The 23,986-nt window shown below is 56.0% G+C and carries 28 protein-coding genes; 12 read left to right on the top strand and 16 right to left on the bottom strand.

The window, feature by feature from the left end:
- Positions 1–14 precede the first annotated feature (14 nt).
- The 4 genes from ACR0JR_RS06885 to ACR0JR_RS06900 all read right to left on the bottom strand — a co-directional run bounded on the left by ACR0JR_RS06885 (position 15) and on the right by ACR0JR_RS06900 (position 2,624).
- Positions 15–1,082 (bottom strand): 5-(carboxyamino)imidazole ribonucleotide synthase, encoded by a 1,068-nt coding sequence (locus tag ACR0JR_RS06885; RefSeq protein ID WP_480455557.1) that lies wholly within the window; start codon positions 1,080–1,082, stop codon positions 15–17.
- Between the two features lie 2 nt (positions 1,083–1,084).
- Complete coding sequence (locus ACR0JR_RS06890) at positions 1,085–1,840, bottom strand: NAD(P)-binding domain-containing protein (protein ID WP_480455559.1); 756 nt, start codon at positions 1,838–1,840, stop codon at positions 1,085–1,087.
- Complete coding sequence (gene purE, locus ACR0JR_RS06895) at positions 1,837–2,322, bottom strand: 5-(carboxyamino)imidazole ribonucleotide mutase (RefSeq protein ID WP_010441786.1); 486 nt, start codon at positions 2,320–2,322, stop codon at positions 1,837–1,839. The genes ACR0JR_RS06890 and purE overlap by 4 nt, the downstream gene beginning before the upstream one ends.
- A gap of 77 nt (positions 2,323–2,399) precedes the next feature.
- Positions 2,400–2,624: a YdcH family protein gene (locus tag ACR0JR_RS06900; protein WP_010441787.1), complete on the bottom strand. Its 225-nt coding sequence runs from the start codon at positions 2,622–2,624 to the stop codon at positions 2,400–2,402.
- Between the two features lie 164 nt (positions 2,625–2,788).
- On the opposite strand from ACR0JR_RS06900, the gene ACR0JR_RS06905 reads away from it, so the two are divergent.
- The 3 genes from ACR0JR_RS06905 (at position 2,789) to ACR0JR_RS06915 (ending at position 4,406) form a co-directional block, all read left to right on the top strand.
- A complete protein-coding gene (locus ACR0JR_RS06905; RefSeq protein WP_010441788.1) occupies positions 2,789–3,202 on the top strand; it encodes an Hsp20 family protein in 414 nt (137 codons plus the stop codon).
- Positions 3,203–3,207: 5 nt separating this feature from the next.
- Entirely contained in the window at positions 3,208–3,432 is a 225-nt protein-coding gene (locus ACR0JR_RS06910; protein ID WP_010441789.1) for a DUF1150 family protein, read from the top strand.
- Positions 3,433–3,518: 86 nt separating this feature from the next.
- Positions 3,519–4,406 (top strand): PhzF family phenazine biosynthesis protein, encoded by an 888-nt coding sequence (locus ACR0JR_RS06915; protein ID WP_010441790.1) that lies wholly within the window; start codon positions 3,519–3,521, stop codon positions 4,404–4,406.
- A 20-nt stretch (positions 4,407–4,426) separates the two neighbouring features.
- On the opposite strand, the gene ACR0JR_RS06920 is transcribed toward ACR0JR_RS06915, so the two are convergent.
- The 5 genes from ACR0JR_RS06920 to trxB all read right to left on the bottom strand — a co-directional run bounded on the left by ACR0JR_RS06920 (position 4,427) and on the right by trxB (position 10,470).
- Positions 4,427–5,269, bottom strand: coding sequence for a glycosyltransferase family 32 protein (locus tag ACR0JR_RS06920; protein ID WP_480455560.1), 843 nt, complete (start codon positions 5,267–5,269; stop codon positions 4,427–4,429).
- A 131-nt stretch (positions 5,270–5,400) separates the two neighbouring features.
- Positions 5,401–7,119, bottom strand: coding sequence for a bifunctional sulfate adenylyltransferase/adenylylsulfate kinase (locus ACR0JR_RS06925; RefSeq protein WP_480455562.1), 1,719 nt, complete (start codon positions 7,117–7,119; stop codon positions 5,401–5,403).
- Positions 7,120–7,319: 200 nt separating this feature from the next.
- On the bottom strand, positions 7,320–8,975 hold the full coding sequence (locus tag ACR0JR_RS06930) for an adenylate/guanylate cyclase domain-containing protein (protein ID WP_480455563.1): 1,656 nt from the start codon (positions 8,973–8,975) through the stop codon (positions 7,320–7,322).
- 93 nt (positions 8,976–9,068) lie between these two features.
- The gene (locus ACR0JR_RS06935; protein ID WP_480455565.1) at positions 9,069–9,527 is read right to left on the bottom strand and encodes an RES family NAD+ phosphorylase; all 459 of its coding nucleotides are present in this window, start codon (positions 9,525–9,527) and stop codon (positions 9,069–9,071) included.
- A 1-nt stretch (position 9,528) separates the two neighbouring features.
- Complete coding sequence (gene trxB / locus ACR0JR_RS06940; RefSeq protein ID WP_480455567.1) at positions 9,529–10,470, bottom strand: thioredoxin-disulfide reductase; 942 nt, start codon at positions 10,468–10,470, stop codon at positions 9,529–9,531.
- Between the two features lie 227 nt (positions 10,471–10,697).
- Here trxB and ACR0JR_RS06945 point away from each other — a divergent pair, with 227 nt between their 5' ends.
- A complete protein-coding gene (locus tag ACR0JR_RS06945; RefSeq protein ID WP_010441796.1) occupies positions 10,698–11,198 on the top strand; it encodes an Lrp/AsnC family transcriptional regulator in 501 nt (166 codons plus the stop codon).
- Between the two features lie 119 nt (positions 11,199–11,317).
- On the opposite strand, the gene ACR0JR_RS06950 is transcribed toward ACR0JR_RS06945, so the two are convergent.
- The 4 genes from ACR0JR_RS06950 to lgt all read right to left on the bottom strand — a co-directional run bounded on the left by ACR0JR_RS06950 (position 11,318) and on the right by lgt (position 15,532).
- Complete coding sequence (locus ACR0JR_RS06950) at positions 11,318–12,100, bottom strand: Hint domain-containing protein (RefSeq protein WP_480455568.1); 783 nt, start codon at positions 12,098–12,100, stop codon at positions 11,318–11,320.
- A 725-nt stretch (positions 12,101–12,825) separates the two neighbouring features.
- Positions 12,826–13,584: a peptidoglycan editing factor PgeF gene (gene pgeF / locus ACR0JR_RS06955; RefSeq protein ID WP_170779529.1), complete on the bottom strand. Its 759-nt coding sequence runs from the start codon at positions 13,582–13,584 to the stop codon at positions 12,826–12,828.
- Positions 13,581–14,648: a class I SAM-dependent methyltransferase gene (locus ACR0JR_RS06960; protein ID WP_480455570.1), complete on the bottom strand. Its 1,068-nt coding sequence runs from the start codon at positions 14,646–14,648 to the stop codon at positions 13,581–13,583. The genes pgeF and ACR0JR_RS06960 overlap by 4 nt, the downstream gene beginning before the upstream one ends.
- Positions 14,645–15,532, bottom strand: coding sequence for a prolipoprotein diacylglyceryl transferase (gene lgt, locus ACR0JR_RS06965; protein WP_170541301.1), 888 nt, complete (start codon positions 15,530–15,532; stop codon positions 14,645–14,647). The genes ACR0JR_RS06960 and lgt overlap by 4 nt, the downstream gene beginning before the upstream one ends.
- A 97-nt stretch (positions 15,533–15,629) precedes the next feature.
- On the opposite strand from lgt, the gene ACR0JR_RS06970 reads away from it, so the two are divergent.
- The 5 genes from ACR0JR_RS06970 (at position 15,630) to ACR0JR_RS06990 (ending at position 18,823) form a co-directional block, all read left to right on the top strand.
- The gene (locus ACR0JR_RS06970; protein WP_010441801.1) at positions 15,630–15,878 is read left to right on the top strand and encodes an accessory factor UbiK family protein; all 249 of its coding nucleotides are present in this window, start codon (positions 15,630–15,632) and stop codon (positions 15,876–15,878) included.
- A gap of 314 nt (positions 15,879–16,192) precedes the next feature.
- Complete coding sequence (locus ACR0JR_RS06975; protein WP_010441802.1) at positions 16,193–16,693, top strand: type III secretion system chaperone family protein; 501 nt, start codon at positions 16,193–16,195, stop codon at positions 16,691–16,693.
- A 33-nt stretch (positions 16,694–16,726) separates the two neighbouring features.
- Positions 16,727–17,542 (top strand): pyrroline-5-carboxylate reductase, encoded by an 816-nt coding sequence (proC, locus tag ACR0JR_RS06980; protein ID WP_480455571.1) that lies wholly within the window; start codon positions 16,727–16,729, stop codon positions 17,540–17,542.
- Entirely contained in the window at positions 17,535–17,873 is a 339-nt protein-coding gene (locus ACR0JR_RS06985; protein WP_170472910.1) for a tRNA-binding protein, read from the top strand. The genes proC and ACR0JR_RS06985 overlap by 8 nt, the downstream gene beginning before the upstream one ends.
- On the top strand, positions 17,873–18,823 hold the full coding sequence (locus ACR0JR_RS06990; protein WP_480455572.1) for a 2-hydroxyacid dehydrogenase: 951 nt from the start codon (positions 17,873–17,875) through the stop codon (positions 18,821–18,823). Before ACR0JR_RS06985 ends, ACR0JR_RS06990 begins: the two co-directional genes overlap by 1 nt.
- Here the strand turns inward: ACR0JR_RS06990 and ACR0JR_RS06995 are convergent.
- Entirely contained in the window at positions 18,820–19,398 is a 579-nt protein-coding gene (locus tag ACR0JR_RS06995; RefSeq protein WP_010441806.1) for a thymidine kinase, read from the bottom strand. The genes ACR0JR_RS06990 and ACR0JR_RS06995 overlap by 4 nt on opposite strands.
- A gap of 358 nt (positions 19,399–19,756) precedes the next feature.
- Between ACR0JR_RS06995 and ACR0JR_RS07000 the strand changes: the two genes are divergently transcribed.
- Positions 19,757–20,218 carry a hypothetical protein gene (locus ACR0JR_RS07000; RefSeq protein WP_170472887.1) on the top strand — a complete coding sequence of 154 codons (462 nt, stop codon included), beginning with the start codon at positions 19,757–19,759 and terminating at the stop codon, positions 20,216–20,218.
- Positions 20,219–20,322: 104 nt separating this feature from the next.
- Here ACR0JR_RS07000 and ACR0JR_RS07005 read toward each other — a convergent pair whose 3' ends face one another.
- On the bottom strand, positions 20,323–21,021 hold the full coding sequence (locus ACR0JR_RS07005; RefSeq protein ID WP_480455573.1) for a hypothetical protein: 699 nt from the start codon (positions 21,019–21,021) through the stop codon (positions 20,323–20,325).
- A gap of 175 nt (positions 21,022–21,196) precedes the next feature.
- Positions 21,197–22,321 carry a beta-ketoacyl-ACP synthase III gene (locus ACR0JR_RS07010; RefSeq protein ID WP_480455574.1) on the bottom strand — a complete coding sequence of 375 codons (1,125 nt, stop codon included), beginning with the start codon at positions 22,319–22,321 and terminating at the stop codon, positions 21,197–21,199.
- Positions 22,322–22,475: 154 nt separating this feature from the next.
- Here ACR0JR_RS07010 and ACR0JR_RS07015 point away from each other — a divergent pair, with 154 nt between their 5' ends.
- Together ACR0JR_RS07015 and ACR0JR_RS07020 are read left to right on the top strand one after the other, a co-directional pair.
- Positions 22,476–22,943, top strand: a complete 468-nt coding sequence (locus ACR0JR_RS07015) for a MarR family winged helix-turn-helix transcriptional regulator (RefSeq protein WP_319545052.1) — start codon at positions 22,476–22,478, stop codon at positions 22,941–22,943.
- Positions 22,940–23,977: an efflux RND transporter periplasmic adaptor subunit gene (locus tag ACR0JR_RS07020; RefSeq protein WP_010441812.1), complete on the top strand. Its 1,038-nt coding sequence runs from the start codon at positions 22,940–22,942 to the stop codon at positions 23,975–23,977. Before ACR0JR_RS07015 ends, ACR0JR_RS07020 begins: the two co-directional genes overlap by 4 nt.
- The last annotated feature ends 9 nt before the right edge of the window (positions 23,978–23,986 follow it).

Below are 23,986 nucleotides of genomic sequence, written 5' to 3' on the forward strand. Positions count from 1 at the left end.
CAGCGCGATTACTTCTAACGCACGATACGATTGAAATGCCCCATCTTGCGGCCCACCTTGACCTCGGTCTTGCCGTAGAGATGCAGCGCGATATCCCGCTCACGCGCAAGCTCGGGCACGCGGTCCATGTCGTGACCAATTAAGTTCTCCATCACAACGTCCGAGTGCCTTTGCCCGTCGCCCAATGGCCAACCTGTCACTGCTCGAATATGCTGCTCGAACTGATCTACGGCACAACCATTCTGCGTCCAATGACCCGAGTTGTGAACCCGAGGTGCGATTTCGTTCACGATTAAGCCTTCAGGTGTCACGAACAGTTCAACTCCCATCACGCCAACATAATCCAGCGCGTTCAGGATATTGGCCGCGAGTAGTACAGCGTCTGTTCGTTGCGCCGGCGACAGGCGTGCTGGGATTGTGGTCGTATGCAGAATACCGTCACGATGCACGTTCTCTCCGGGATCGAAACAGGCGACCTGACCGTCGAGGCCACGCGCTGCGATAACCGACACTTCATCGCTGAATTCCACGAACCCTTCCAGAATGGACGGCGCACCTGCCATATCACCCAAAGCTGCCTCGGCGTCGCCGGGCCCACGCAGGCGGGCTTGCCCTTTTCCGTCATATCCAAAGCGGCGGGTTTTCAGGATCGCAGGGGTGCCGATTTCATCAATTGCAGCCTGCAGACTGTTCAGATCGGTGATGTCTACAAAGGGCGCAGTTTTAAGGCCGAGACCTCGCAGAAAGGTCTTCTCAGTCAGCCGGTCCTGACTGACCCGCAGCGCCTCACGGCCGGGGCGGATTGGGCGATGTGCTTCAAGCAGATCCAGCGCCTGAGTGGGGATGTTTTCGAATTCATAGGTGATGACGTCTACCGATTCCGCAAAGGCCTTGAGAGCGTTCTCATCATCATACGCAGCGGTTGTGACACGATCTGTCACCTGTCCGGCGGGCGGGTTCGTACCTGGTTCAAAGATATGAGCCTTGAACCCCAGTCGTGCTGCGGCGACCGACAGCATGCGGCCCAGCTGGCCACCGCCCAGTATTCCGATCGTTGCACCGGTCGGGAGCATATCTGCCATCGTTACGTCTCCAATCGTTTGCCAATCGCTGTAAGAGCGCTGCGCAAAGCATCATGCGCGCCCTCGGACTGCAAGGTATCTGTCATCTGAAGGCTTAGCGTGCCTTCGGTCGCAAGTGCGTCGCGCTCTGTAGCTAATTGACCCGCTTGCCCTTTCTGCGTGGCTTCAAGGAAACCTGACATCAGTTGAGTGGTGTAGAACTCGGCACCGTGTTCGTCGCCGGTTTGCTCGGCCAGCCATCCTGCACCGGTTGCCATCAGATCCAGTAGGCCTGGCACCATGGCGCAGATTGCGAAATGGGCGTTCAATGCCGTCTCGTCAGCGACTTTTACCACGGGGTTTTCTGGCTCAAACAACTCGGCCAGCAAGCGATCATTGCCGTAGGCGGCGAGTGGGCATCCTCCGGTCTGCAAAAATCCCAACGGGATAGTCTGCACGAAATTTGATGCTGGAGCGCATAGTGTTGCAAGCTGGGTCTGAGGCACCGCAGCCATCACAGATACGATCTGCTGATCAGAGCGAAAGGTCAGCGGGCTTAGAACGTCTTCTGCAATATGTGGGCGCAGGCAGAGGAACACGATGTCTGAGCCATCAAGTACCTCCTGCGGAGTGCCGACGCCGACTCCAAGCTCTGCCTTCAAGGCCTCGGAAACCTGCGCGTTGCGCTCGGTGACACAAATTTCATGCCCTTTTGAAGCCATTAATCGTGCAATCGGCGCCGCGATGTGGCCGGTGCCGATGATGCCGATGCGGCTCATCCCTGCGGTTCCTCGGGAATCGAGGCCGAGAGCGCCTCGCGCCAAGCCTCCAACCGATCCGCCAGTGCCGCATCCTGTAGCGCTAGTATTCCCGCAGCCATCAGCCCCGCATTGGCCCCACCGGCCGAGCCGATCGCCATGGTCGCCACCGGAAAGCCTTTGGGCATCTGCACGATCGAATAGAGCGAATCCACACCCGACAGTGCGCGTGTCTGCACAGGCACACCAATCACCGGTACGCGGGTTTTTGACGCCATCATGCCGGGCAGATGCGCTGCGCCGCCTGCACCTGCGATAATCACGTTTAAGCCGCGCGAAACAGCGGATTTTCCATAGTCCCAAAGACGATCTGGCGTGCGATGAGCCGAGACGATGCGTGCCTCATATGCGATGCCCAATTCATCCAGAATGTCGGCGGCCTCTTTCATCGTGGGCCAGTCGGACTGGCTGCCCATGATGATCCCTACTTTCACATCGCTCATAGCTACTGTGCCCCTGCCTTCGGAAAGAGCGCGCACTATAGCCAAATCCACTTATGTGGCAATGCGGTACACGCGCTTCAGGCGATGATATCTGGGGTTAAACGGTCTTCGATCAGACGAATAATGTCTTTCAGGCGCAGTTTCTGCTTTTTCAGTCGTTTGATCGTCAGCTGGTCTGAGGTTCCCTTGGCCTGCAGAGCTTCAATTGCCTCGTCCAGATCGCGGTGCTGGCGGCGAAAAACCTCCAACTCAACACGCAGGACTTCATCGGTTTTCATCGAAAGATCGGTGGGCGCGTTCATTGGCGACTCAGTAGCTCATGTGGTGCTTTACACACAAGATAGTGTGTCAGGCTTTATCCGGCCAGACCTTGTGGACATCCCTGTATCTTCCCATATTCTATAATACGCGGTTGCCAGAACGGGGCCGCACAAAACGTCGCTTTGACAAAGAAGGACGAAAATACGTGTCGAAACTTACCTTAGGCTCATACCCGCATCTTTTGGGGTTCGAGCAGTTGGAACGCCTTCTGGAACGCTCTGCAAAGGCCGGAAATGAAGGGTACCCGCCCTATAATATCGAACAGACCTCGGATTTTTCCTATCGCATCACACTGGCAGTGGCCGGTTTCGCGGAAGAGGACCTGTCGATTACCATCGAAGATCGCCAACTGGTGATCCGGGGCCGTCAACGCGACGACAGTGAAGGGCGCATTTTCCTGCATCGCGGCATCGCGGCCCGTCAATTCCAGCGAATGTTTGTGCTGGCAGATGGTGTCGAAGTGGGCGAGGCGATCATGGAGAACGGTCTGCTGCATGTGGATCTGACCCGCGCCGTGCCAGAAACCGTGGTTCAGACAATCAACATCAAGAAGGGGTAAGAGCAATGAACACACCGATTGAGATAAACACCGAAGGCAACCGGATTGTCTATGTGAAGGCGGTCGATGTGGCCGATTTGCCGCGCGACGTGCGCGAGCAGGCAGGCGACTTGGATCAGCTTTATGCGGTTCACGATTCCGATGGTCAGCAACTGGCTTTGGTGGCCGACCGCAAACTGGCCTTTGTGCTTGCACGGGAGCATGATCTTTCGCCCGTGGCCGTTCACTGAACCGGCTCCGCACTCTGCTGAAATGACGTGACATTTGCCTCGACTACGGTGATCTTGCCGCAGTCGGCAAAGCAGGAGTGTGCATCATGAGCTGGTATGATTTTGACTGGGTGGACGCATTTAGTGATCGGGCCTTTGGCGGTAACGGCTGCTCAGTCGTGCATGGCGGGGCCAGCCTGACGGATGAGGTTTGCATGTCTTACGTGCGCGAAACCTCATTGGTTGAATGCACCTTCACAGGGCCATCAGATGTTGCCGACGTCCGAGTCCGATATTTTCTTGCCAGCCGGGAAATCCCGTTTGCTGGGCATCCGACAATCGCAACCGTTGCGGCAATGCGTTCGCGTGACCTGTTCGAAGGCGACGCGCTGACGCTGGAAACCGGGGCAGGGATCGTATCGATCGATCTTAATGGCGATGAAATTGAGATGACGCAGGTCGCTCCGCAATTTGGTGATCAGGTGCCGGCCGAATTGGTTGCTGCTGCTATCGGGTTGCCTGAGGCTGCAATTGTCTCTCCACCTCAATTCGTTTCGACCGGGCTGCCGTTCTGCATCACGGTTTTGCGCGATCACGCAGCGCTGCGTGCGGCTAAGCTTGACGTGGATTCGCTTGGAAGAATTGCTGAAAGGGCTGGATTCTCGGGGTCCGACATGGCCGAGCCGTTTCTGGTCACGCTCGATGGCGCAACGGCGGAAGGTGATACATTTTCGCGCCTTTTGATGGCACCGCCAAGTCCTTCTGAAGACCCGTTTACGGGTTCGGCGACTGGCGCGATGGCGGCCTATCTGTGGAAATATGATTTGATGAAGAAGGACTGTTTTATCGCTGAGCAGGGGCACGATATGGGGCGGCCCGGCCAGGCGCGCGTTACGAAGGTTGGGCCCTCCCAAGCCATGACTGGAATCAAAGTTGCCGGGCGCGGCCATGTGCTGATGCGTGGGCAGGTGGACCTGCCTGACGGGGTGTCATAGCGCATTGGGTCTGTCGCAGCTTACTGCTTCATCCAATCTGCCTGAATGATTGGTCGCGAAGCCGGATCAATCGAATGCCTTTCGCAGATCCTTTCCAGATATGACCCTCTCTGCGGCAGGCCTGCATTTTGACTTGCGAGCCATTTCTTTTGATGGCCGTAGATATGAACTGAATAGGTCTGCTCACCCTCAAACTTTGTCAGCGCGATGTTCGGGGCGTGCAGTTTCCAAAGCTCTTGCCGTTCAAGTGGATAAAACGCATCTGGCGGTTTTGCTTGGCGATCCTCACCCGTCTTGTTCATGAAATGAGTCAGCGCCTTGGGGCCGGAACATCCCCAGGGTAGCGTCTCGATCCCCCATGTTTCTCCACGCATGGAACGATCGCGGTTCTTTCGGTGCAAGCGCGGTCCACGCCATGGTTGGGTTGGGTTTTCGGCTGCCACAAATTCCAACATCTGCGTCAGTGCCTGAGACTCACTAGGCAGCCGGAGAACCCCGTTGGGAAGTGATCCAGAGGAAGTGGATCCAAAGACATAAGGGCCTTCGAACTCAAATGGCCTGATGCAGTACGCGTCCAGATCAACCCAGATAGAACTGGATTTCCGCATCAGATGCAGCCGGAAGATGTCTGAGAAAACTGCGATCTGATGTCTGTCGTTATTCTCAAGATCGAACGGAGCAGGCCAGAGTATGTCAGATGCAGGGCGAATTACGGCACCGTCTGGTACACCATCGATCTGTTCGGCGGTGTATAGAACGAACTCGTGACCGTTATCGAGATAGGATTGGATGCAAAGCGCCTCGATCCAGGATAAATTCGAACCGTACCAGAAGCCGGCGATAGTTGGCAGAGGCTGCGCCATTCAGTGACCACACCCAATCATTAGATTGCTCAATCTATATTCGGTTTTCACCAGATCCGGCAACGTGGGGTGTTTCAGACGAATGTGGCAGCCTCCGAATGACTGAGGCTGCCGTGACTTTTACGAGGTGCTCAACCGGCAGCGATCAATCCCATGCTTTCCAGTTTCAGCAGAACCTGATGGGCGCAGTTATCGACTTCGACATTCTCGGTCTCGACGCTAAGCTCAGGGTTCTCGGGGACATCGTAAGGGTCAGAAATTCCTGTGAATTCCTTGATTTTACCCTCCCGCGCAAGCTTATAAAGGCCTTTGCGATCGCGGCGCTCGCATTCCTCAATGCTGGTGGCCACATGCACCTCGCAGAACGCACCGAATTGTTCGATTTCTTCGCGCACGGCGCGCCGGGTTGTGGCATAAGGTGCAATCGGCGCACAGATGGCGATACCGCCGTTTTTGGTGATCTCACTGGCCACATAGCCGATGCGGCGGATGTTCAGGTCGCGGTGCTCTTTTGAGAAGCCCAGCTCAGAGGACAGGTTCTTTCGCACGATATCCCCGTCAAGCAGGGTGACAGGACGGTCCCCGGTCTCCATCAGTTTGACCATCAAAGCATTGGCAATTGTCGATTTTCCCGAGCCCGAGAAGCCCGTGAAGAACACTGTGAAACCCTGTTGAGACCGCGGCGGGAAACGATTGCGCAATTCCTGTACAACTTCGGGAAACGAGAACCATTCTGGAATCTCCAGCCCTTCGCGCAGACGGCGGCGCAGTTCGGTGCCCGAGATGTTCAGGATCGTGACGTTGTCCTTGTCCAGAATCTCGTCATTCGGCTCGTATTGCGCGCGTTCCTGCACGTAAACCATATGTTTGAAGTCGACCATCTCGACGCCGATCTCGTCCTGATATTTTCGGAACAGGTCCTGCGCGTCGTAGGGGCCATAGAAATCTTCACCAGCCGAGTTTTTGCCCGGACCGGCGTGGTCACGACCAACGATGAAATGGGTGCAACCGTGGTTTGCGCGGATCAACCCGTGCCAGACTGCCTCGCGCGGGCCAGCCATGCGCATCGCAAGGTTCAGTAGCGACATCGAGGTGGTTGAGGCCGGATATTTGTCCAGCACTGCTTCATAGCAACGCACGCGGGTGAAATGATCCACGTCACCCGGTTTGGTCATGCCAACCACGGGATGGATCAGCAAGTTGGCCTGTGCCTCTTTCGCCGCGCGGAAGGTCAATTCCTGATGCGCACGGTGCAAGGGGTTGCGGGTCTGGAATGCTACGATCCGGCGCCAGCCCACTTTGCGGAAATACGCGCGCAGCTCGTTCGGCGTGTCGCGGCGGGCTTTGAAATCATAATGCACGGGCTGCTGAATGCCAGTGACCGGGCCGCCCAGATAAACTTTGCCCGCTACATTATGCAGGTAATTCACAGCCGGATGCGCATCATCATCGGCACCAAAGACCTTTTCCGCCTCACGCGCTTTGTCCGGCGTCCAGCGGTCGGTCACGGTCATGGTGCCCAGAATGACGCCTTCCTGATCACGCAAGGCAATGTCCTGACCCAGTTCGATGGTCGCCGCAAATTCCTCATCAACGTCCAGTGTGATCGGTATCGGCCACAGCGTCCCATCGGCCAGGCGCATGTTTTCGACCACGTTGTCGTAGTCGGCTTCGCTCAGGAAACCTTTGAGCGGGTTGAACCCGCCATTCATAAGCAGTTCCAAATCGCAGATTTGACGGGGGCTTAGGTCCCAGCTGGTTAGGTCGGCTGCTTCGACCTTCAGTTTTTGTGCGGATTCGTAAGAAACGTATAATTCAGGGATCGGGGCCAGATTGCTTAGCATCGTCATAGGAAATCTCTTATCGCAGTGTTGTTTGCTGTTGTTTCAGAGGTGCTGGTGAGGCATTTGACCCGACCTCGGTGCGATGTCCATAGACCGGTAGAAACAAAGGAGGATATGCGCGGTTTTTTCCCGAAATGGAACGATTTTCTGGTTATTGCTTTCCAGCGCCGAGAAATTTCCGCAGATATTTGATTTGGGGTAGTCAATCAGGCAATCTGTTCCAGCGGTAAGATCCGCGACTCAAGTTCGAATGCGTTCTGGACGGGCAAGGCGGGCACAGGTTCGGTAACGCCTCGCAAGTTGAAATCACGTAAATCGCTTGGGTCGCATTGCAGTCCCGCCGCTTGAAGTACATTGTCTGATACAAGTAGCTCGACGCCCAGCGCTTTGGTTTCGGCCTCCAGACGGCTGGCGACATTCACTGCGTCCCCGATGATGGTGCGTGGGGCGTGCTTTGCGGCACCGATTTCGCCCAACACAAGATCTCCTATATGCAGGCCCATGCCGATGCGTACAGCTGCGCTGCCCTCGGCCTCAAGTTGTTGGTTGAATCTCTTTAACGCCTGACCAATTTCAGCGGCTGCCTGAAGCCCGGCAAGGGCGGAACTTTTGGTGTCTGCCGTTTCGAACATGGCCAACAAACCATCCCCCATATATTTATCGACTACCCCACCCTGAGCAGTGATGGCAGGCACAATCGCGTCGAAGAAACGGTTCAAAAGGAACACGATGTCATAAGGTAATTGTCCGGTTGTGCGGGCTGTAAATCCACGCATGTCAAGGAACAGGACAGCCAATTGCCTTTCCTGCCCCTGACTGGCGTGGGCTCGATCACGCGCGCCATCAGGTCTGAACACGCGAAATACAGTAACTGGGTCCGTTGGGCGCATCTGACAGGCCAGGCGCGTGCCGTCCGGGGCGCCTATGGCTCTCAGACTACGGGCTTCGATTTCTGTGGGTGGATGCAGCTGGTTTCCCCCTTCTTCAACGACAACACGACAGGTTGTGCAGCGACCCTTGCCACCGCACAGGGCGGTATGTGGGATGCCGTTTGCATGCGACATCTCAAGTAGGGTCATACCCTTCTCGGATACAACTTCAGGTCCATTCACATAACGGATACGGACCGAGTGACGCCGCCGCCACAGCTTGCGCCCAACATAGATCACGCCGGTGAGTGCAAGCGCTCCCCAAAATACCAACAACGTATTGTCTTTTACTGCGAACAGATCCTGAAATGTCTCGGGTGAAGGCCAATTGTAATGTTCAATATATTGCTCGCGCAGATCTGGATCAGCGAAATCAGACCAGATGCGACGACCTTCCGTCAATAGCCCAACCAGCGCGAAGCCGGGTATAAAAACAGCAACGCCGATCAGGTAAGGTGTCAATTTGCGCCACCAAAACGTCAGACGCAGCCACATATGAAGTCCAATGCAGCCATGCACCCAAACCAGCAGAAGCAGCAGGCTTTGCATCCAGATCGCACTGTTCGGCCACATCAAGACAATGATATAGCCCATCTCGTCGTTTACTCCGAATATTTCATGGGCATATCGGGTCTGGACTAGGTGCGAGATCAGCTGAAGCGGGATTAGAAGACCTAAAACGACTTGCAGAGCGACACTGAAAGGCATCCTTAGGGTGCGGCGCTGTGCGATCGAGATCAGAGCCAACCCCGCGTGAACCAGCAGCGCGGCATACAGCAGAACGGTTCCGATCCCGTGGCGGCTAACGGTCTTGCGCCCGTCCTGCATTCCATGCAGCAGATCGGTGTGAAACAGACCCAAGCCGATATTGATGAAGTGAAAGAACGCAAAGACAAACAGCACGAGGCCGCTTGCGATCCTGAGCCGGCTCATCCATCCGCCGCGCCAAAGTGCGTTATCCAAAAGCTTACCTGTTCGTCGCGTTGTTTGAATCGATCCTGATACGGCGGTGTGCGCCGGTCAAGGTTACCTTTCGGGACGCCAATCGTTAGGCGTGCTAGCCGGCTGTATCAAATTGACCCCAGTACTGAACAACACGAGATGGCTAAGTTCGGGCCGCGAACGCGAACTGTACAACAGCCCGTCCGCGCCAACTGCGCGTGCTTCATCCGAAAATCGCCAAGTTGGGGAAGGGGTGCCGTTGTCCCGCAGGTCTTGCCAGACAATCGAGACATCGGCGTGCCCCCGCAAGTCCATCAAATGCGCTGCGGAAACCTGAAACTGTTGAATTACACGCGGCGGATCGCATGGCGAGACATAGCGCCGTATGGCGATCCCAGCTCCTTCTGCGCTTAGTGAAGCATACAGGGCGAATTGGCCGGAATGATGAAACCGGCCTTCGGGTGCGCGGGCAGGTGCCAATGGGATGCCCAATTGGCTGCGGAACAGAATTCTCCAGACCGGGCCGGAAAACTCTGTGATCATTCTAGTCGTTCTCCGCCAGGAACCGCTCGGCGTCCAGCGCAGCCATGCAACCCATGCCAGCGCTCGTTACAGCCTGACGATACACATGATCGGTCAAGTCCCCGGCTGCGAAGACGCCCGGAACCGAGGTCTCGGTCGTGCCCGGTTTGGTAATGACGTAGCCCCCCATGTGGGTTTCCAAGGTGTCTTTAACCAGTTCATTCGCCGGGGCGTGACCGATTGCGACAAACACGCCTTTGCACGGGATTTCGGTGATCTCTCCGGTTTTGACGTTCTTGACCTTGACGCCTTCGACGCCCAGCGGAGCATCGGTGCCAAGGACCTCGTCCAATTCATGGAACCACAGCGGCTCGATCTTTTCGTTCTTGAGCAGCCGGTCCTGCAGAATCTTCTCGGCGCGCAGCTCATCGCGGCGGTGGATCAGCGTGACTTTGCTGGCAAAATTGGTCAGGAACAGCGCCTCTTCCACTGCGGTGTTCCCGCCCCCGATAACCACAATTTCCTGCCCACGATAAAAGAACCCGTCACAGGTTGCACAGGCCGAGACGCCAAAGCCTTTGAATTTTTCCTCGGATGGCAGGCCGAGCCATTTGGCCCGCGCGCCTGTGGCCAGGATTACTGCATCGGCAGTATAAACTGTGCCGCTGTCACCCTTGGCCGTGAAGGGGCGCTGGCTGAGGTCCAGATCGTTGATGATGTCACCGATGACCTCGCATCCCATGGCCTTGGCGTGATCCTGCATCCGCACCATCAGATCCGGCCCTTGCACCTCGGTGTCACCGGGCCAGTTCTCGACTTCGGTAGTAGTGGTCAGTTGCCCTCCAGGCTCGATCCCCTGCACTAGAATCGGCTCCAGCATGGCGCGGCTTGCATAGACGCCAGCAGTGTATCCGGCCGGTCCTGATCCGATGATCAAAACCTTTGTGTGTCGTGTTTCAGCCATGGTATCCCCACTCGATCTGCCTTTTAGGGCAATTTTCCAATCCGGATCGATATAGCGACCACAACGCAGAGCTTAAAGCCCTTTCATTTTGCGAGCGCGTGATGCGACTGATGACAGGTTAATCTGGCGAACATACATTTGAGATAACGAAAATTGCTCAGTCGTGAAATATTATTGCGCCCACCGGGGCTGCTGATATAACAACCTGAAAAATTTAGGAGCATTCGATGGTCGCGACCCGATTGGATGAAATCGACCGCAAGATTCTTGCGGAGCTGCAGGCCGACGGCCGAATGACCAATGTTGAACTTGCCAAACGCGTTGGAATATCGGCTCCACCCTGTCTGCGACGGGTGCGGACATTGGAGGATTCGGGCTATATCCATGGTTACCATGCGGATGTGAACGCCCGCGAACTTGGATTCGAGGTGCAGGTTTTTGCGATGGTCGGGTTGGAAAGCCAGGCTGAATCCGAACTCAGTGCCTTTGAAGACCGTTGCCGCGAATGGCCTTTAGTCCGTGAATGCCATATGCTGAACGGCGAGGTGGATTTCATCCTGAAATGCGTTGCACCGGATCTCAGCAGTTTTCAGCAATTTCTTACGGGAGAGCTGCTGACTACGCCAAACGTGGCCAGCGTGAAAACCTCGCTTGTTATCCGAGGCGCAAAAGACGAGCCAGGCGTACCATTTGACGTACTGGAAGACCGGATGAACCAGACGGCCTGACCCTGATGCCAGATTGTTCCACCGCGCATGGTGACAGCACCGCTGCCACAGCCAGGGATAGTGCCCAAATTACTAATATCTGCATGATGCCTCTACACTTGCAGTAATCGTTAACCATTTCACGCTGTTAGAGCGTTAATTTCACCATCTCCGGCCCTTGGCAAGAGTAATGGGCCAAAATCGTTCAGTGATTCGATATGTGAGAATAGATTCAGATAGATCGATCGCAAAGAGTGGCTGATCATACGTACAGCATTGACGCCAGGATGGTAGGTTTCGAATTGCAGACCATCAACCTTGATGACCGAATGTCGCGCGACGCAGATATGGAACAACTCAACCGGAGTCGGCGGTAGCGTTTCAATTACGCTCGTACCGTCTTGGAACTCATTCACGGGTGTCAGCATAGGTTGGCCGGCATGCAAATGGCGCATATGCGCTGGTGTCGCGAGCAGGCGTGCTGCGGGACCAGCGATAACGCCCGACATTGGTTTCTGCATTCCAAAGGTGTCGGCCATAATTCGGGTCAGCGGACGGGTCCGTCCACGCGAATCTTCGCGCCCCGGGATTAGTGTTACAGACCCCTTCCAAAGCACCGTTTCGGATGATCCGTTCTGAGTAAGAACATCATCACCGGGCAACAGGTCTTCAATGGCCATCGGACCATGCGTTGTCTCGACCAACGAGCCACGTGTAAAGGCGCAAAACGCATCTTCGAACATCGGTAAGGCCGGTGCGATATGCCTTGTCTGTGAAACATCCCCATTTTCCAGCAGGCAAGAAACTTCGTACCTTCGAAGCTGGGCCTTAGGTTTTGTTGACGGTCCAGGCACATCGCGCAACAGCGCTGATGTCTCGACCGCGTTTCTGGCAGCTTGTGCCAGAGAATTTGGAATAGCCATATATTCCGTCTCCTCTAAATACCGTCCGGGCATTTTGAACCCCCGTGCAACTGCGCCAAACGGCTATGTTCTTTGTCTTTAATCAAAGGGATAAACACCGGCCGATGCTGCAAGTGCGCAGCGCCGCGAAAAGTAAACACCAATGTTCATGGTCAATTTCGTGACCCCCCAGACAAACTCGTAAACTGCAGGCTTCAATTACCCGCACGCACACGCTCCGAAACATGGTCGCAATCTCGATCGCGACCCCACATACCGAACCAGAGCATTACCCGGTATGTGTCTTGCCCGTTGAGACCGGCAGCTGGTCCCATGGGGTTGCATGTCAGCGTCTGGCCGCCAGACGGCGCGCGACTCTGACAGAGTGACTTGAAACCCGCTTCCAGGGCATTTCTGGTTCCTGATCCTTAAGGGCCGTAAGCACGGCATTCAGAAAGCGCGATTTCATTCTCATATTCATCATCCTGCTTCGTTGGGGCGAAACGCCCGGTTCCTGTATGGCGACCAAATGTGATGCGGCTTTGCGGCACCGATAAGGCTGATCCGGGATGAATTCAGGACAATAAGAAGGTTTTAGTTACCTCTTGGCTACATACGCCAACGCTCAGTTGCCCCAATTTCGGGTAACCGTCTGAGCATTGGTGAAAATTTGAGACGATTCTGTGACAGATAAACACAATAAATGTGGCAGAATCTGGGCGATATTGCCTTAATTCGGGCTAGATCTACAGCCTGATCGCTGAAATCAACCTGCCGTAGTCGACCTCATTGGCGTGGGTTGAGCGCCGATAGGAATAAAACCTATCAGGGTCAGAATACGTGCAGTGCTTAATCCATTCGGCTTGTCCAACACCGGCCTGACGCAAACGGTGCAGGCCAAACGCGGGTAAGTCAAAGTGCAGGCGGTCGCCTTCGCCATTTGCGAAGAATCGCGTGTTTTCCGACGAGTCAGCGACAAAGCTGTCCAGAAATTCCGGGCCAACTTCGTATGCACGTTGCGAAATGGTTGGACCAATGACCGCTGCAGTGTTTGCCCGTGTGGCCCCCAATCCCTCCATCGCATCTAGAGTTGCCTCTAGAACGCCGTCTAACGCTCCGCGCCAACCCGCGTGCGCCGCACCGATCACTTTTGCGTCAGAATCAGCCAATAGAACTGGCTGACAATCCGCCGTCAATATCGTCAGGGCGAGGCCTGGCGTCGCCGTAACAACCGCGTCAGCTTTGGGCTTCTCGCCATTAATTGGTCCGTCCACGGTGATTACGGTTGGAGAATGCACCTGATGCACGCCGATCAAGCCCTCTGGGGTGACTTCCATGGCCTGGGCGACGCGCCTACGATTCAAGGCTACGGCCTCGGCCAGATCAGTTGAACCGGTTCCGCAATTGAGACCGGCATAAATGCCGGACGAGGCGCCGCCACGACGACTGAAGAACCCGTGTCGCACTGGGGACAGAATATCAGAGGTGAGGATTTCCAATGTCATGGTTCCAGTCCCGGTGGCGGTGCAGCGTGTTGCGGATATAGGCCCAGTACTTTGAATAGGTTTCCCATTTCATCCGGGTGCGTCAACCGTCGATGTGCGGATATCAGCGCCTCAAGCTGTGACCCGCTGAGCCGGCTAGCAAGAGACTGAGCACGCGCGGTGATCCCTAGTCGTTCAAGAAACACCCCTTGCGGTGTCAACCTTGAATGGACACAGCCCGCAGCGCGCGCCGCAATCGCCAATGCCTCAAAGTCGACATGCGCTGTCAGGTCAGCCTGGCCGGGTTGGTCCAATGGGTCGACTGTTTTATGTGTCTGCAAGGCTTGCAAGGTGTCTCCAAGAGATCGCCAGTCGCCATAATCGATGATGAGCCCAGCCCCGCCATTCCGTGAAATCTGCCCCGCGACGCTGCTCAGAATGGAGGATGCAGCAGCGCATAACTCGACCAGATCGCCATCCTGTGTATCCTGTAATCGTTCGTTCAGTGCACCCTGAGGGGTCTGCGCGCCCAGTCCGAATGCAAGTGAGGAGCCGTCACCCCCGACCAATCGCTCGCGCCAACCTTCGCCGTCACGCAGGAACTGACGTACGGGAAGGGCATCGAAGAATTCGTTCGCCACCAGATACAGCGGAATATCCGGTAGATCAGAAATGGCCGCGACCCATTGGGGTTTATAGTTCTGCAGGGTTTTGGACTGGATACTGCGCAAGACCGGAGAGGCCTCGAACAGCATAATCTCGATCGCGTTATGAAATCCGGGAACACCTTTTGTCGCGCGCAAGATGTCTGCCATTAGCGTGCCACGACCGGGGCCAAGCTCTGCCAGTGCGACGCGTTCGGGTTTGCCCTGATCAAGCCAGCATTGCGCTAGACACAAACCGATCAACTCGCCGAACATTTGGCTGATTTCCGGAGCAGTGATGAAATCACCTTGGGCGCCCAGCGGGTCGCGGGTCGCGTAATAGCCATGCTCGGGATGCATCAGGCATTCGGTCATGTAGTCGGCGATGGTCATGGGGCCATCATTTTGAACGCGGAGGAGCAGAAGATCCTTCAGATTCATGATCTACGCCGCGCCCGCAGCGCAAACCAAAGGCCAAGTGCAATCATCGGCAATGATAAAAGTTGCCCCATGGTCAGGCCGTACCCACCCACATGCCATGCAAGCCCCAGCGGGTTGCCGGGGGTGATAAATTGGGCGTCCGGCTGGCGAAAGAACTCGACCAGGAACCGTGAAGCGCCGTAGCCCGCAAGAAACACGCCCATAATCAGACCGGGTTTCTGAAACGCGCCACGCCGATAGGCCAACCAGATCAGTAGTGCACCAAGAAGCAGCCCCTCAAGTGCTGCTTCATACAGCTGCGAAGGATGGCGGGCGCACATTCCGGCCACAACGCCGGGACAATCCTGTGCCGCGCTGCCGGGAAAGATCACCGCCCATGGCAGCTCACTGGGCCGCCCCCAAAGTTCGGCATTGCTGAAATTCGCGAGCCGCCCCAGCAGTAACCCGGGTGGCACCGTGTGGGCGACCAGATCGGCTAGCGAGAGAAGCGGAATCTTGTGGCGCTTACCGTACAGATAACTGGCGATGATCACGCCCAGCAGGCCGCCATGAAACGCCATGCCGCCTTGCCAGACCATCAGGATTTCCAGCGGGTGCGATAGGTAGTAGGCGGGCTGATAAAAAAGGACGAAACCCAAGCGGCCCCCAAGGATGACACCCGCGATGATCCAGGTCACTAAATCCTCAAGCTGGTCGGGGCGCATCGGGGGTGTCTCGTCCGTCCAAAGCCCAGGTCGCCGCAGCGCGATCAGCGCCACGCGCCAAGCAATCAGAATGCCAACGATATAGGCCAGCGCATACCAGCGCAGCGCAAACTCCATCCCGAACACAGAGATCGAGAAAACGTCGGGTGACAGATCGGGAAAATTCAGTACAGCCTGCATGTGCGTCTCATTGCCCGGGGTTTACGGGGCAAGTCAACCTTGAGCCCGGGCCATTCTTTACCCATATAGAGAGCAATCGTGAAATCGGAGAAAGCCCATGCAAACCCGTAACAAGATTCTGGACGATATGTCTCAACTCATGACCAACGCCATGGGCGTGGCGCAAGGGGCGCGGGAAGAAGCTGAAAATGCGATGAAGTCGATGATGGATCGCTGGCTGGCTGATCGCGACTTTGTCACCCGGGAAGAATTTGATGCCGTGCGGGCCATGGCGCAGAAAGCGCGCGAAGAAAATGCCGCGCTTGAACAGCGTATTGCCGCACTTGAAGCGAAGCTGGACAAATAAGTCCGACTGAATTGCAAATTTCAGGCAAAGACAATCAGCCGCGCAATCCAGACTTGGATTGAGCGGTGTCGTGTATGATGCCGCCTTGCAGAAAATAATCAAGACAAAGCTGCGTGAGACGCCAATATTTTGATCGGCGTTGCCAACTGTCCACAACTTATTGCTGTTATCCCCAATAATTAGGGTTGCCAGAACCCGGCGTGCGTCGCACCATATTTAGTACAGACAGACTGGGGAAGCCCGGCTTGTAGAGCAGGCAACTAGCGCTGGGGCGCTGCCAGCCCCAAATTGCTAGAGATTAGTGAGGTGGCATTATGGCCCTTTCCGAGCAGTATCTCGAAGAAGACCTTCATCCGATCGACATTGTTGAACATCTTGCAGAACATCACGACTGGGATTTTGACCGGATCGGGGATGATCAGATTGCCATGGCTGTTGAAGGACAGTGGCGCACGTACTCGATCACACTGGCCTGGTCGAATTACGACGAAACGCTGCGTATGGTATGTTCGTTCGAAATGGAGCCTCCAGCTGAGCGCGAAACCGAGCTTTATGAATTGCTGAACAAGATGAATGATCAGTGTTGGGCCGGGGCGTTTACCTACTGGGCCAATCAAAAATTGATGGTCTATCGCTATGGCTTGGTACTGGCCGGTGGTCAGACCGCCAGCCCGGAACAAATCGATACCATGATCACCGCAGCGGTACTGAGCGCCGAGCGCTACTATCCCGCAATCCAACTGGTGACCTGGGGCAACCGTGATCCGGAAGAGGCAATGCAAGTCGCCATTGCAGAGGCTTACGGCCGCGCGTAAAGCTTTGCCCCAAACCATAGGGGAGGGGCAATCATGGATATCTCGCGCGTTGCCGAACAGGGGTTGGTGCTTCTGGGATGCGGCAAGATGGGTTCAGCGATGCTTGCGGGTTGGTTGGAACATGGCCTGCCCGCAGCGTCGGTTTGGGTGATCGATCCTTATCCCTCTGACTGGCTGAAGGCGCAGGGCGTCAACATAAACACGCCCCTTCCCGAATCCCCCGCGGTGGTTTTGGTGGCCGTTAAGCCGCAAATGATGGGTGAGGCGTTGCCTGCCATTCAGGCGCTTGGCGGTGGCGATAGTCTGTTCATTTCGGTCGCTGCCGGCACATCTTTGGCCACTTTCGAAAACGTTCTGGGTGCGGACACACCCATCATCCGAGCAATGCCAAACACACCTGCAGCGGTTCGGCAGGGGATTACGGCGCTGATTGGTAATTCGGAAGCCTCGGATGCCGATATTGTATTGGCCGAGGGATTGCTTTCGGCGATTGGCGAAACGGTGCGCCTTGATGATGAGACGCAGATGGATGCCGTCACTGGCGTTAGTGGCTCAGGTCCGGCCTATGTTTTCCACTTAATTGAAACGCTGGCACAAGCAGGTGAAGCACATGGCTTGCCGCCTGAGCTGGCGATGAAGTTGGCCAAATCAACCGTAGCCGGGGCAGGGGCGTTGGCGATGGCCGCAGATGAGCATCCCTCGCAATTGCGGGTCAATGTAACCTCGCCCAATGGCACCACGCAGGCAGCGCTAGAGGTGCTTATGCACGAAGAGGATGGGTTCCCAGACCTGCTGCATCGTGCCGTCAAAGCCGCAACCAACCGATCCAAGGAGCTGTCTCGTGAGTGAGATCACATTCGACGAATTTCTCAAAGTCGACATTCGTGTTGGCGAGGTCGTCCGTGCTGAACCATATCCAGAGGCTCGCAAGCCCGCGATCAAGATGTGGATCGACTTTGGTGATGAGATAGGTGAGCGCAAGACGTCTGCCCAGATCACCGCCCATTACGACCCGATGACGCTGGTGGGCAAGCAAGTGATGGCTGTTGTGAACTTCCCGCCGCGTCAGATCGGCAAGTTCATGTCCGAGGTTCTGGTGCTGGGTCTTCCGGACGAAAACGGAGAGATCGTCCTGATCGGGCCGGACGGAGAAGTTCCTACCGGGGGGCGGATGCACTAATGAAATTGCTGATTGCCCGCCCAATGACTGAGGCTGTCGAAGCCCGTGCCCGAGCAGAGTTCGACGTCGAAATTCGTGAGGCGACCTCGCCTCTGACACAAGACGAGATGGTGCGCGCGCTGACCGAATTTGATGTCGTTGTCCCCACGCTCGGAGATCAGTTTTCGGCACAGGTGTTTGCCCAAACGCCTGAGCCACGCTGTAAACTGCTGGCAAATTTTGGCGTTGGCTACAATCATATTGATGTGGACGCAGCGCGGGCAGCACGCCTTTTGGTGACCAACACGCCCGGCGCTGTTACAGATGCCACGGCAGACATTGCCATGACTCTGCTGTTGGCTACCGCGCGCCGTGCGGGTGAGGGGGAGCGTCTGGTTAGATCAGGCGGCTGGGAAGGATGGCACCCGACGCAAATGCTGGGCCATCATGTAAGCGGTAAGAAGGTGGGTATCGTGGGTATGGGGCGGATTGGGCAGGCGATTGCTCGACGCTGTCATTTTGGTTTTGGCATGAGCGTCGCGTATCAATCGCGCAGCCCAAAGCAGGTGGATTTTCCAACTGAGTACTTTCCCAATCTCGACGCATTGGCGGCGTCTGTAGATTTTCTTGTATTAGCCGTTCCCGGCGGGACTGAAACGCGCCATCTGGTTAACGCCGAAGTGCTGGAGGCGATGAAACCCGATGGAATTCTGGTCAACATCGCACGCGGTGAAGTCATAGATGAGACAGCGTTGATTGCTGCTTTGCAAGAAGGGCAGATCGCTGGCGCCGGATTGGACGTTTACGAATTCGAACCCGAAGTTCCACTTACTTTGCGCGAGATGCAGAATGTGACGCTGTTGCCGCATCTGGGTACGGCAACGGAAGAGGTGCGCACCGATATGGGCCATATGGCGCTGGACAATGTGGCGGCATTTGTTGCGGGGCGAGCCTTGCCCAACCCGGTCTAGTCGCCGACAACCTCGCGCCAGTGTTTGCGGCAGAGCGAAACATAGGTCTCGTTCCCGCCGATCTGAACTTGGGCCCCTTCGGTGATGGCGTTCCCGTTCTCGTCCTGACGAATCACCATGGTCGCCTTGCGGCCGCATTCGCAGATGGTTCGCACTTCGCGCATCTCGTCAGCTAATGCCAAAAGTGTGGCAGATCCCGGGAAGAGCTTGCCCTGAAAATCCACCCGCAATCCGTATGTCAGCACGGGAACTTTCAGGTCGTCTACAGCACGCGCAAGCTGCCAGACCTGTTCTTCCGACAGAAACTGGGCCTCATCAATGAACACGCAGGCAATCTGCCCCTGTTTCAGACGGTTTTCGATCATGGCAAACACATCGTCGGCGGGGTGAAATTTATCCGCCTGTTCGGAAATTCCGATTCGCGAGGCGATCTGCCCCTCACCCGCGCGCCCATCGATGGCAGCGGTCATAAGATAGGTATCCATACCGCGTTCACGGTAGTTGTGCGAGGCCTGCAGTAACACGGTCGATTTGCCCGCGTTCATGGTCGAATAGTTGAAATAGAGCTTTGCCATGCCGTGGGTCTAATTCGCCTGATCGGTCTGGGCAAGCGGTCTCATGTACGGGGAAAGCGACGCCGCCGCTACAGCAGCAGAGGTCGAGCAGATGCTCTTGGGGATGGATAACCTCGCGTCCGCAACAGCGGCGTCTTCGGCCTATAGTTGGCCTATTTACTTTGCAAGGCGGTAATATTGCCCTGCAATCACTCTTTACCGGCACGAACGGCCGCCACTCACTCACAAAATCCCTGCATATCTGAGGGATAGTCAATTTATGGCATTTCAATTATGACTCGAATATGGGAAATTTCCCTACCCTTTCCCCCGGCACGGACAGGCGGGGGAAAGGAGCGCAGGTAACAAGGGTAGCAACATGGCAGATATCGGGGCCTATCTGAAAAAGCACACCGAGGCATTGGTAAAGGATGTCGGGATCGAAGCCGCGTGCGAAATCACTGGTAAATCCAAAGCCACCCTGGGAAGATATTATTCTGATAATGCCGAACACGTTGACCGCTTCATGCCTGTGGATGCTGTTGCGCAACTGGAAAACGCCGCAGCTTACCCGCATGTCACCTCGGCACTGGCCGATTTGCAGGGTATCACCCTGTCTTATAACGGTCGGAATTCAGAAGGCCCTCGTACCGGTGGCGTGAATTCTGACGTCATTGCATTAAGCCAACGCTTTGCGATGCTGATGTCCGAATATCAGACCGCAATCGAAGATGGCATCATCACCGTCAACGAGGCAAAGCGCTTGCTGAAAGAGACCAGCATGCTGCAGCAGGTGCTGATCGAGATGAAGCTTCACCTTGAAGAAGAAAGCGTCAGCTGACGCATCCGCACTTGTTGGTGCTTAGTCTCTGCATGGATTTGCAATGATTTCTTGTTGAAGAAGGCGGCACGCAGGCCGCCTTTCTTCGTATTGAGCCCCTTCATTCAGCCTTCGTCGTTGTTGGCATTCTTACCACGCCCGGGGCTGGCCCCTTCTGAGCCATTCCCACTACCATTGTTGCCTTTGGCCCCGCCCTTTCCGGGCTTATCACCGCCATGGCCACCTTTGCCACCGCCCTTACCGGGCTTGTCGCCACCATTGCCGGGTTTGCCGTCACCCTTGCCGGGTTTGTCGCCACCTTTTCCGGGCTTGTCACCGTCATCACCGGGATTGGTGCCTCCATCGCCAGGGTTGTCTCCTCCATCTCCGGGTTCGCCCCCGCCGTTTCCAGGCGTATCTCCTTCGCCAGAACCAGGGCCTTCGCCTGTATTTGGTCCTGCGTCTTCATCTTTTTCAGCTACGGCAGACCTTAAATTCGGATCACGGCCGCGATCCTCCCCCGTCGATGCGCCGGTGACAGACGCCGTTGGAAGATCGACAAGCAAATTGGTTAGCCCTGGGCATAGCGCTGACGTGTTCTGCAAGATATCCGGCAGGTCCGGGCGTTTTTGCAGATGTTTGATAAAACCGGGCGTGACATGTGAGCAGTCGCAAAGCGATCCATAGTCACCGCTATTCGCGGCGCTGCGCGCTGTGTTGACTGTACAGACCTGAGCCTCGGCAACAGCCGCGCTGCTGAACATGACTCCGATGAATGGCGCAGCAACCAGCGCGGTCACCCCAGTTTTCGTCGATTTTCCCATACCTTAGGGCTCCCATCAATACTCCACTCGGATGCTCGGGGCACCCGTGTATGAAGTGTTGATCGAAGATGAAGGATCGGTGGGGCTTATCTGAAGAAATTTTCAAGCAACAATTTCAGGCTGAAACGGTGCAGGCCGAGATGAACGGGTAGGCAAAGAAATTAATATATGCCGTTTATTGGTGCCGCTTCACAATCACCGATCCTACGGAATACCCGGCGCCAAATGAGCAGATTAGCCCCACATCGCCATCAATCAGATCATCTGAGTGTTTCGAAAAAGCAATGATCGATCCTGCCGAGGATGTGTTGGCATAGTCTTGTAGAATATTAGGTTGCTCTTCCGCCTCAGGTTCACGGCCCAGAACTTTTTTGCCGATGAAATCATTCATAGTCTTGTTGGCCTGATGCAGCCACAGGCGCTTGAGGTTATCGCTGCTGATACCCTGGGCCTCCATATGGTCGCTGATATGCTTACTGACCATGGGCAGCACTTCCTTGAACACTTTACGCCCGTTCTGCATAAACTGCATGTCGCGGCGATCCTTAACCCCGTCTGGACGAGAGCGTCGAAGGAAGCCGTTATTGTTCCGGATATTGTTGGAAAATGATGTGGCGCAGCGGGTCGAGATGATCTCGAAATGCGGGCCATTTGCATCGTCACGGCGTTCGACCAGTGTTGCTGTGGCCACATCACCAAAGATGAAGTGGCAATCCCGGTCGCGCCACTCCAGATGGCCGGAGCAAATCTCGGGGTTCACCACCAGCGCCGCACGTACCGATCCCGAGCGCACCATATCAGCCGCCGCCTGAATGCCGAAGGTGGCCGAGGAACAGGCCACGTTCATGTCAAACCCGAACCCTTCGATCCCAAGTGCCTGTTGAATCTCGATGGCAATCGCCGGGTAGGCGCGTTCGTGGTTCGAGGCGGCGCAGATCACCAGATCGACATGCTCGGCATCGCGTCCAGCCTGAGCCAGGGCTTTGCGGCACGCATCCACGGCCATCTCGGTCATGATCCCCGGTTCGTCGTCGCTGCGCTGGCGCAGCGCTGGATGCATGATCTCGGGGTTCAGAACGCCGGTCTTATCCATCACATACCGGTTTTCAATCCCCGATGCTTTGACGATGAATTCTTCCGAGGAATGCTGCATCGGTTCCATCTCACCCGCTGCAATCGCATCCGCATATTCGGCGTTCATCCGGTCGGCATAGGCGTTGAACGCTTCCACCAGTTCGGCGTTGGTGATGATGTTCTCGGGCGTATAGACGCCGGTACCGGTGATGGCAGGGGTATACATGGCGGGTCCTGATTTCATGATCTGAACAAAATGCAGCCCCAGCCGGTATTGATCAAGATGTGTTGACCCAAGGGAATGCACGCGCGGCCGCTTCAGAACTTGAATAGTTCATTATTCGAAGTATATTTCGCCGCGATTCGGATGGAAGAGACCCATGTCTGACGAAATCAGCACCCGACTAGGCCGCCTCAGCCCTGAGATTCAGGCGATGATGGGGGTTTATGCGCTTTATTGGAAACTGGAAGAGAGTTTTGATTGCATCGAAACGGACCTGAGCCATCAGGAATGTCACATGCTGATCAAGCTGGATGCGCCCAAACGTATGGGGGTGTTGGCGGCGGATATGCTGACCGTTCCGTCTACGATCACTGCGACTGCGGACGCGTTAGAACAGGCAGGCTATCTGACCCGTCAGCGTGACCCGGAAGATCGCCGCGCCTGGCTTTTGGTCCTGACCGAACAAGGCGAAGAGGCCCGCAATATGCTTGTGGCCGTGGCCGGAGAACTGTTTCGCAGCGCCTCTGGCCTGAACGCCGAAGAAACCGCTGAATTTGCCCGACTGGCGCGCAAAATCCGCGATAATATTCTGAAAACCGGAATTCCCGAGGGATTGACGAAATGAAACTCCTGACCTCTGTTTGCCTCGCACTGTCCTTGTTGACTGCCCCAGCTATGGCGCAAGAGCCTGCAAAGCCTGTGAAACTGATGCAGGTCAGCGAAACTTCCCCCGGCTTTTCGCGCCAGTTCTTTGGTCGGATCGCCGCGCGTCAGACCGTTGATCTGGCGTTTCAGGTCGCGGGGCAGATCGTCGAGATGCCTGTGACCGAAGGTTTTGTTATCCCCAAAGGTGAACTGATTGCCCGTCTCGATCAGGAACCGTTTGAGCTGCAGTTTGACCGCACGCGCCTGCAGAAAGATCAGGCGGACCGCACCCTTGCCCGTCTGTCTCGACTGCGTGGAACGGCAGCCAGCCAAGTGGCCGTTGACGATGCCGAAACAGCGGCGCAATTGGCTGCGATTGCCGTACGGGACGCCGAGTACGCGTTAGAGCACGCAACTCTGACGGCTCCCTTTGACGCGCTGGTGTCAAGCCGCGCTGTTGAAGCGTTTACGACTGTTTCAGCGGGCACCCCCATCGTGCGACTCCACGATATGTCTGAACTGCGGATTGAGGTTGATGTGCCTGAAATCCTGTTTCAGCGCTCTGGGCAGCAGGATGATATCACGATTACCGCCAAGTTCCCGGTCAGCGACGAGATTTTTCCGCTGGAGATACGAGAATTCGATGCCGAATCCTCAAGCGTGGGCCAGACGTTCCGCATCCAGTTTGGTTTGACCCCGCCAGAGGGGTTGCAAATTCTACCCGGCTCCTCCGTCACGGTTACGGTGCAGGTGCAGGATGAGCGTACCGGGATCATCATCCCACCAACGGCTATAGTAGCTGATGCCAGCGGCGCGCTGGGCGTTATGGTTTTCTCGCCGGTTGGCGCCGACGAAGGCACGGTCCGCCGGGTTCCAGTTACGATCGAACCAACGCAGAGCGGCGATGTCCGTGTGCTCACCGGCCTGACCGATGGCGAAGAAATCGTCGTCGCGGGTGGGGGTGCATTGACCGAAGGTCAAACCGTCCGCCGCTTTGTCGGCTTCTCGAACTGAGGGCGGTTT

The sequence above is a fragment of the Ruegeria sp. AA3 genome, from assembly GCF_056542905.1.